Raw genomic sequence first — 6,666 nt, 5'->3', positions numbered from 1 at the left:
GGCGAGGGCGGTCGCGCCGAGGGCTGCCGCGGTGGCCGCCGCGGCGGCGAGAGCTATGGGACGGCGGGTGGCTGGCATGGCGGGATGTCTCCTTGGCTTTCCGGGGGTTCCGGTTTCCGTGCTGGGTGGTGCGTGGTGCATGGCCGTGCGCGGTGCATGGCCGTACGCGGTGCGTACGCGGTGCTTGGGTCGTACGCGGTTCCTGGGTGGTACTCAGCGCTGGGCCGTACGACGACGGCGTACGGCGTAGAGGGCGACGGCCGCGGCGACGAGCACTCCCGCGCCCACGGCGATGTACACCCCCGTGGGGGACGATGAGTCGCTGGAGTCGGCGGCCGGGGCCGCGTCGGACCCGGGCCGCGCGGCGGCCTTCCGCTCGGTTTCCTGCGGCGAGGGTGCCGTCGCGCCGCTGCCGAGGTCCGGCAGGGCGGGCAGTCGGGCCTTGTCGTCCACGGCCACGGCGAGCGAGACCGGGTCCATGGCGGTGCCCGCCTTGTACATCGAGCCGAATGCCGTGGCGCCGTCCGCCGTGAGGGTGGCGGGGGCCTCGGTGAGGGCCGCGAGCCCGTTCTTCGGTGTGAAGTCCTCGGCGGTGAAGGTGATCAGGGGTACGGCTCGCCGGGTGGTGCCCGCGCTGGTCACATCGGCGCTCAGCGTGCCCTTGCCCTCTTTCACCCTGGTGGTGACCCTGGTGAGGGTGAGGTCGAGCTGCTCGCCGGTGAAGCGGACGGTCCCGGCGAAGGCCGCGTCGAGGGTCTGCCCCTTGGGGTCGTAGGTGCCCTTGCCCCGAGGGAAGCGGAAGAGGGCTCCGCCGTCCTGCGCACCGCCCGTCAGGGTCCACTTGCCCTTCGCGATGGAGCCGGTGACGTACTCGCGGAACGTACGGCGCACACCCCAGTCGACAGCCGCGTCCCGGACCGCGCCCGCCTGCGGAGCGGGCTTCTTCCCGGCCGGCTCGGAGGGCTTCGCCGGAGGCCGCTTCGACGGCTTCTGCTCGGCGGCGGCGAGATCCACGCTCAGGCTGATCGGGTCGAGCGGGGTGCCCGCGGAGTAGAAGCCCGCGAAGGAGGTCGCGCCCTGCGAAGTCAGGGTCGCGGGGACGTTGTTGAGCGCGACGGGGCCCGAGCCGCCCTTCATGTCGATGCCGCCCAGGTTCAGGGTGGCGAAGGGGACCTGGCCGGCGGTGGTGACCTTGCCGGTGCCCCGCGCCTTGCTCACGATGTCCACATGGAGTGTGCCCCTGCCGCCCGCGATCCTGACGGTGGGTCGGCTGATCGTCAGGTCCATCTCATGGCTGCCGTCCGGCTTGCGGTGGCCGGTGAAGTGGACCCCGCCCGCGAAGCGCGCCTCGAAGGCCCCGGTCCCCGGGTCGTACGAGCCCTGGGCGGAGTGGAAGCGGAACTGGCCGCTGCCGACGGTGGCGGCTCCCGAGGTGAGGCGGTAGTTGCCGTTGGCGATGGGGCCGGTGACGTACTTCTGGAAGGAGGACTTGAGCCCCCAGTCGAGTCTGCCGCCCTGCACCGTGCGCTCCGCCGCGTGGGCGGTTCCCGCCGGGAGCAGGGCTCCGAGCAGAGCCGCGAGAAGGGCGACGGCGAGCGCGCGTGCCGGTCTGAACGGCGGCATGGATTCCCTCCGGGGGTGCGGCGGTCTGGCAGAGCAAGGTAAGGCTAACCTAAGCTATGTCCAGCCTGTGCCGGTAGCCCCATGCGTTCCGGTCTTGGCCTCCGGCGCGAGTCCGAGGCAGGTCCGGTGCGGGTCCGGCGCAGGTCCGGCGCGGGTCCTCGCCAGGTCCGGCACCGGGGACGACCTCGGGGAACCACCCCAACTGACTTGCCACGGAACGACAGGACGGTGCTCTCGGTGCTCTCTGGGCTCTCGGCGCTCTCGGCGCTCTCGCAGGCTTCGGCGCGACGGGTACGGCCGGTGCGGCCGATGCGATCAGCGCGGCCGGTGCGGCAGGCGGGCAGGATGCGCATGATGGGCACGGCGCTCGCGCTGGCCGTCTCCCTGGCGGCCACCGGCTGCGGTGGCGGTGACTCCTCGCCGGACGGCTCCGCCGCCGCGCAGGGGAAGGCGGCGGCCCCCGCCGCCGACCGGGTGGAGCCGCTGGCCACGACGCCCGACCCCGGACTGCCGGTCACCGTCCCGTCGGCGGACGGCCGGAAGGTCACGGTCGCCTCCGCCGACCGCATCGTCCCCCTGTCGGGATCGCTGAACGAGATCGTGTTCACCCTCGGGCTCGGCGAGCGGGTCGTCGCCCGCGATGTCACCGCGACCTTCGAACAGGCCGGGAAACTGCCGGTGGTGACCCGGGGACACGACGTATCGGCGGAGAGCGTCCTCTCGCTCAAGCCGACGGTCGTCCTCGCCGAGACCTCGTCCGGGCCCGCCGAATCCATTCAGCAGATACGTGACGCGGGGATCGCGCTGGTGGTGGTGGAGACGGCGAAGAGCCTGGCGGACGTGGGCACCCGGATCGACACCGTGGCCGCCGCCCTGGGGGTGCGGGCGTCCGGGACCGAGCTGAAGTCCCGTACCCAGGACCGGATCGCGGCGGTCCAGAAGGACATCCCCGAGCCGGAGTCGGGCAAGAAGCCCAGGGTCGCCTTCCTGTATCTGCGCGGTACGGCATCGGTGTATCTGCTCGGCGGCAGCGACTCGGGGGCGTCGTCGCTGCTGGAGGCGGCGGGCGCGGTGGACGCTGGCAAGGAGTCCGGGCTGACGAAGGACTTCACGGCCATCACCAGCGAGGCACTCGCCAAGGCCGCGCCGGACGCGATCCTGGTGATGACGAAGGGGCTGAAGTCGGTGGGCGGGGTGGACGGCCTGGTGAAGATCCCGGGCGTGGCGCAGACCCCGGCCGGGATGGACCGCCGGGTGGTGTCGATCGAGGACGGCGTCATGCTGAACTACGGCCCGCGTACGGACCAGGTGCTCACGTCGCTCGTGGACCAGCTCTACCCGGACGGCCGCTGACCATGGCGACCGATACGGAACCCCGCCCGCCGGAACGCGGCCACGAGGCCCCCGCCACCGCCGCTACCCCTGCCACCGCCTCCGCCACCTCCGCCACCTCCGCCGCCTCCGCCACCTCCGCCACCTCCGCCACCTCCGCCACCTCGCCTACCGGATCACCGGCCAGGGACACCGACGCCCCGGCCCCCGGACCTGATTCCGGACCTGGACCTGATTCCGGACCCGGGACCGCGCCCGGACCCGCGCCTGAGTCCGGGGACCCGCCCGCGCCCGCACCGGCACCCGCACGGCCCGGACCTGGGCCCGCACCGGCACCGGCACCTGCGCCCGCACGGCCCGGACCACGGCGGTCCACCGCCTTCCTGCTGACCGCCGGGCTCGTCGGCGCGCTGTTCGCGGTCGCCCTCGTCTCCGCCGGATACGGCGCGTACGACATCCCCGTCGGCGATGTCATCGCCTCGGCCCAGCACCGGCTGGGGCTCGGCGGCCGGCCGCTCGACCGGGTCGGCGAGAGCGTGCTGTGGAACGTACGGCTGCCACGGGTCGTCCTCGCGCTGCTCGTCGGGGCGTCCCTGGGCTGTGCCGGAGCCCTGATGCAGGGGGTGTTCGGCAATCCGCTCGCCGAGCCGGGGATCATCGGGATCTCCGCCGGCGCGGCGGTCGGCGCGGTCGCCTCGATCGCCCTCGGGCTGAGCTTCTTCGGCAACTGGACCGTCACCGTCTTCGCCTTCGTCTCGGGGCTCGCGACCGTGCTCCTCGTCTACGCCCTGTCCCGCTCCGGCGGGCGTACCGAGGTCGTCACGCTCATCCTCACCGGTATCGCGGTGAACGCCTTCGCGGGCGCCCTGATCGGTCTGTTCATCTTCTTCGCCGACAACGCGCAGATCACCCAGATCACGTTCTGGCAGCTCGGTTCGCTCTCCCAGGCGACCTGGCCCAAGGTGCTCGCCGTGCTGCCGTGCACCGCCATCGGGCTGCTCATCGCGCCCTTCTACGCCCGCAAACTGGATCTGCTCGCCCTCGGGGAGCGGCCCGCCCGCCATCTGGGCGTGGATGTGGAACGGCTCCGTATCATCCTCGTCCTCGTCGTCGCGCTGCTGACCGCCGCGGCCGTCGCCGTCGCCGGGATCATCACCTTCGTCGGACTGCTCGTCCCGCATCTGCTGCGGATGGCGAACGGCCCCGGACACCGCTTCCTGGTCCCCGGCTCCGCGCTCGGCGGTGCGCTGGTGCTCGCGGTCGGTGACCTCACCGCGCGTACCGTCGCCGAACCCGCCGAGCTGCCGCTCGGGGTGCTCACCGCGCTCTTCGGCAGCCCGTTCTTCTTCTGGCTGCTGCGCAGGACCCGTCGAAAGCAAGGTGGCTGGGCGTGAGGGCTCTGTTCCGTATCCGCGGGCGGCGGGTGCCCGACCGCCCATCCCCCGGTACCGTCCTCGCCGAGGCCCGGGGGCTGCATGTCCGGCTCGGCGGGCGTGCGGTGCTCTCCGGGATCGATCTGGCCGCGCGCGCGGGCGAGGTGGTCGCGCTGGTCGGCCCCAATGGCGCGGGGAAGTCCACGCTGTTCGGCGCGCTCGCCGCGGATCTCACCGCCGACCGGGGCTCCGTACGGGTCGCCGGCCGCCCGGCCGCCGACTGGACGGCCGCCGAACTCGCGCTGCGCCGGGCGGTGCTGCCGCAGACCGCCGTACTGTCCTTCCCCTTCCCCGTGGCGGACGTCGTACGGATGGGGCGGGCCCCCTGGGCGGGCACCGCCCGGGAGTCCGAGGACGACGAGGCCGTGGCGGAGGCGATGGCGGCCACGGAGAGCACCGGGTTCGCCGGGCGTCCGTTCTCCGCGCTCTCCGGCGGCGAGCGCGCCCGGGTCGCCCTCGCCCGCGTCCTCGCCCAGCGCACCTCCCTGCTGCTCCTCGACGAGCCGACCGCCGCGCTCGATCTGCGCCACCAGGAGCTGGTGCTCCGGGTCTGCCGGGAGCGCGCCGCCGCCGGGGACGGGGTCGTCGTCGTCCTGCACGACCTCGGGCTCGCCGCCGCGTACGCGGACCGGGTCGCCGTCCTGAGCGAGGGCCGGGTCGTGGCCGACGGGGTGCCCGCCGAGGTCTTCGGCGACGACCTCCTCAGCCGGGTCTACCGGCAGCCGGTCGAGGTCTTCCCGCACCCCCGCTCGGGCACCCCCGTGGTCCTCCCCAAACGCACCCCTTGACCGCTGCTTGACCTGGTCATGGGGCGGTTATGGCCGCCCTGTGACCGTCGCTTTCCCGGGCCCGGTTTTTGAGGCCCAGATCACGGTACGGACGGGTATCGGCGAAGTAAGGCTCGATTAAGTTAGGTCCGCCTCACCCCACATCGGCGGCCCTGTGACCGTCCCCCCTCCTTCCCTCTGGGAGCCCCCCATGCGTATCCGTCTGTCCGCCGTCGCCGCCGCAGCGGCGGTGGCATCCCTCGCCGCCGTGGCCGGCTGCGCCGAGAAGGCCGGCTCGAAGAACGGCGACGGTGCCATCGGGGTCATCGCGAAGGACGACTCCTGCGAGGTGTCGAAGAAGGAGTTCCCGGCCGGGCACGTCCAGCTCGACATCGAGAACAAGGGCTCCAAGGTCACCGAGGTGTACATCCTCTTCCCCGACGACCGGATCGTCACCGAGCGCGAGAACATCGGCCCCGGCACCAGGGCCGGGCTGACCGCCGAGGTGAAGGCCGGGACGTATGACATCGCCTGCAAGCCCGGGATGAAGGGCGACGGCATCCGGCAGCAGGTCACCGCCACGGGCGGCGACGCCGTCGTGCGCAGCCCCGAGATGGACGCCGCTGTCGCCGCGTACCGCGCCTATGTCCAGGCGCAGGCCGATGAGACGCTGCCGAAGGCGAAGGTGTTCACGGACGCGGTACGGGCCGGTGACGTCGAGGCGGCGAAGAAGGCGTACGCCGGCTCCCGGATCGGCTGGGAGCGCACCGAGCCGGTCGCGGAGTCCTTCGGGGACATCGACCCCAGGGTCGACCTCCGCGAGGACGGTCTGGAGAAGGGCCAGGAGTGGACCGGCTGGCACCGGCTGGAGAAGGCGCTGTGGCAGGACGGGCGGATCGGCCCGGCGGAGAAGGCGCTCGCCGACACTCTCACCAGGGATCTCGCCGACTGGCGGAAGAGGGTCGGTACGGCGGAGATCACCCCGACGTCGATGGCCAACGGCGCCAAGGAACTGCTGGACGAGGTCGCCACCGGCAAGGTCACCGGCGAGGAGGAGCGCTACAGCCATACCGACCTCGTCGACTTCAAGGCCAATGTCGAGGGCGCCCAGCGCTCCCACGAACTCCTCAAGCCGGTCGCCGCCAAGAACGACGCCCGGCTCGTCGCCGAGTTGGACAAGCAGTTCACCGCGCTGAACACCCTGCTCGACAAGTACCGCGCGGGCACCTCGACCTATGTCTTCACCTCGTACGACAAGGTCGGCAAGGGGCAGCGCAAGGAGCTGAGCGACGCGGTCAACGCGCTCGCCGAGCCGCTGTCCAGGCTCGCCGCCGCGGTGGTGAAGTGACGATGGCCGACCACGGAACCGACGGGCCCCGGCCGACCCGGCGCGCATCCGACGGGCCCAGGCCGACCCGGCGCGCTCTGCTCGGCTGGGGCGGCGCGGGGCTCGCGCTCGGTGCCGCCGCTGCCGGGGGCACCGCCGCCGCGCTCGGCGGCGAGGGCGGGAC

5 protein-coding genes are annotated in these 6,666 nt (G+C 72.9%); 4 read left to right on the top strand and 1 reads right to left on the bottom strand.

Annotated elements, in window-relative coordinates:
- Positions 1 to 213: 213 nt before the first annotated feature.
- A complete protein-coding gene (locus ACWF94_RS29200) occupies positions 214 to 1,623 on the bottom strand; it encodes an HtaA domain-containing protein (RefSeq protein WP_453494930.1) in 1,410 nt (469 codons plus the stop codon).
- 309 nt (positions 1,624 to 1,932) lie between these two features.
- Between ACWF94_RS29200 and ACWF94_RS29195 the strand changes: the two genes are divergently transcribed.
- The 4 genes from ACWF94_RS29195 to efeO all read left to right on the top strand — a co-directional run bounded on the left by ACWF94_RS29195 (position 1,933) and on the right by efeO (position 6,503).
- Positions 1,933 to 2,976, top strand: a complete 1,044-nt coding sequence (locus tag ACWF94_RS29195) for a heme/hemin ABC transporter substrate-binding protein (protein WP_453494927.1) — start codon at positions 1,933 to 1,935, stop codon at positions 2,974 to 2,976.
- 2 nt (positions 2,977 to 2,978) lie between these two features.
- Complete coding sequence (locus ACWF94_RS29190) at positions 2,979 to 4,349, top strand: FecCD family ABC transporter permease (RefSeq protein ID WP_453494924.1); 1,371 nt, start codon at positions 2,979 to 2,981, stop codon at positions 4,347 to 4,349.
- Positions 4,346 to 5,176 (top strand): heme ABC transporter ATP-binding protein, encoded by an 831-nt coding sequence (locus ACWF94_RS29185; RefSeq protein WP_453494921.1) that lies wholly within the window; start codon positions 4,346 to 4,348, stop codon positions 5,174 to 5,176. Before ACWF94_RS29190 ends, ACWF94_RS29185 begins: the two co-directional genes overlap by 4 nt.
- 190 nt (positions 5,177 to 5,366) lie before the next feature.
- On the top strand, positions 5,367 to 6,503 hold the full coding sequence (gene efeO / locus ACWF94_RS29180) for an iron uptake system protein EfeO (protein ID WP_453494918.1): 1,137 nt from the start codon (positions 5,367 to 5,369) through the stop codon (positions 6,501 to 6,503).
- Positions 6,504 to 6,666 lie beyond the last annotated feature (163 nt).

Source organism: Streptomyces sp. NPDC055078 (assembly GCF_053607985.1).
Note: the sequence above shows the minus strand (reverse complement) of the source record. Positions and strands in the feature narration are given on the sequence as shown.

Coding starts and splice junctions, on each gene's coding strand:
- ACWF94_RS29200 (WP_453494930.1), bottom strand. CDS start 1,623: ATGCCGCCGTTCAGACCGGCACGCGCGCTCGCCGTCGCCCTTCTCGCG.
- ACWF94_RS29195 (WP_453494927.1), top strand. CDS start 1,933: ATGCGATCAGCGCGGCCGGTGCGGCAGGCGGGCAGGATGCGCATGATG.
- ACWF94_RS29190 (WP_453494924.1), top strand. CDS start 2,979: ATGGCGACCGATACGGAACCCCGCCCGCCGGAACGCGGCCACGAGGCC.
- efeO (WP_453494918.1), top strand. CDS start 5,367: ATGCGTATCCGTCTGTCCGCCGTCGCCGCCGCAGCGGCGGTGGCATCC.